This is a genomic window from Bacillus sp. AF62, from assembly GCF_050312695.1.
Classification (GTDB): Bacteria; Bacillota; Bacilli; order Bacillales; family Bacillaceae_G; genus Bacillus_A; species Bacillus_A cereus.
Map to the genome: position 1 here is coordinate 1 of NZ_JBNPJZ010000197.1, position 1,437 is coordinate 1,437.

Consider the following 1,437-nt stretch of genomic DNA (forward strand, 5'->3'; position numbering starts at 1 on the left):
CAGTCCATGTGCTGTTGCGTACTCTAACAATTCACTGACCTTCATGCCCTCACTCCACAAATTCATTCGTCCGCTTCACAAAGTTCAACTTCAGCGTTCCTACCGCTCCATTTCGGTTTTTGGCGATGATGAGTTCCGTCTCGTGTATTTCCTCTGTTTCCCGCTTCTCTTTGTCAAAATACGCTTCTCGATGAGGGAAAATAATCACATCCGCTACCTCTTCAATCGAACCAGACTCCCGTATATCAGCCATGCACGGACGCTTATCCATTTTCCCTTCCACCGCACGATTTAATTGCGCAATCAGGATAATGGGCTGTTTTACCGTCTTTTGGATATCCTTCAATTCGTTGATGATGTGAGTGAATTTCAAGTGGTTATTCGCAAATGTCTCATCCGTTTTGATATGTCCCAAGTGATCAATGACAAACAAGTGTTTTTTCTCCGGATGTTCTTTGACCGTTTTCCAAATCACCGCCCGAATCTCATGAATGTGCTTTTCTTCCCGAATGTTGATAGGTAAATTCGCCAACTCTCCTGTTGCCTGTTGATACTTCATCCACTTCTTATCATCGTTACCAAAGAACTTATTCGGGTTACTGAGTTCATTTACGGGAAGTCTACCTTCGGCAGCAATCCAGCGATCAATCACTTTCGATGCAATCATTTCACAGCTGAAGAATGTGCCCATATACTGTTTCGGGTCTGCTTTTGCTCCTTTTCGCATCGAATCTAGCGTAAACGCTGTTTTCCCAACAGAAGGCCTCGCAGCCACGACAATCAGGTCTGTTGCTTGCCAACCATCTGTAAACTGATTGAGGTTGGTATAACCCGTATGCGCTCCGCTCAGCCCACTCGCTTGCATGTTGCTATGCTCCTCGACTCGTTGTTGCAACTGGTTCTGGAACGAAAGCTGAGGCTGAACAGTCGTGATTTGAATCTGGTTCACTTTTGTCACAAACTCATTCAGGTCTTTCAAAGCGTGCCTGTCCACCGTTCTCTGCTGAAATTCCTGTATATCAAACAACATGTCTTCTACCGCCATAAATTCAATCATCTTTTGCTGAATGAACGAAAAGTTGTGTAACGTAGGTGCTTGGCGGTGGCACTCGTATATTTTCCCTACGCCGCCAAATGCCTTGATTCTCTTCTCACTCAGTTGGGAAAGACTCATGTCATTAACCGGCTTCTCCTCTTGCCAAAGCTCCATCATGGCTTGAAACAATTGATTATGCTGTACGTGAATAAAGTGTTTCGCCGTCAGTCTCAATTCCTCGAATAGAGCATTGTCTTTCATCAAGCAACCGAGTACGTACAGCTCATTCTCTGCATACCGCTGATACTTCTCCATCAGACCCCCTCCCCTAATGTTGCATAAATGTCATCTACATCCACTTGGCTTTCCACAATGCCTTTCGCAGGTGGGAATCCACTCGT

At 45.2% G+C, this 1,437-nt stretch carries 1 protein-coding gene; it reads right to left on the bottom strand.

What is annotated here, in order from left to right; genetic code table 11:
• Nucleotides 1–49: 49 nt before the first annotated feature.
• Nucleotides 50–1,351, bottom strand: a complete 1,302-nt coding sequence (locus ACQRBL_RS32220) for a replicative DNA helicase (RefSeq protein ID WP_427736409.1) — start codon at nucleotides 1,349–1,351, stop codon at nucleotides 50–52.
• Nucleotides 1,352–1,437 lie beyond the last annotated feature (86 nt).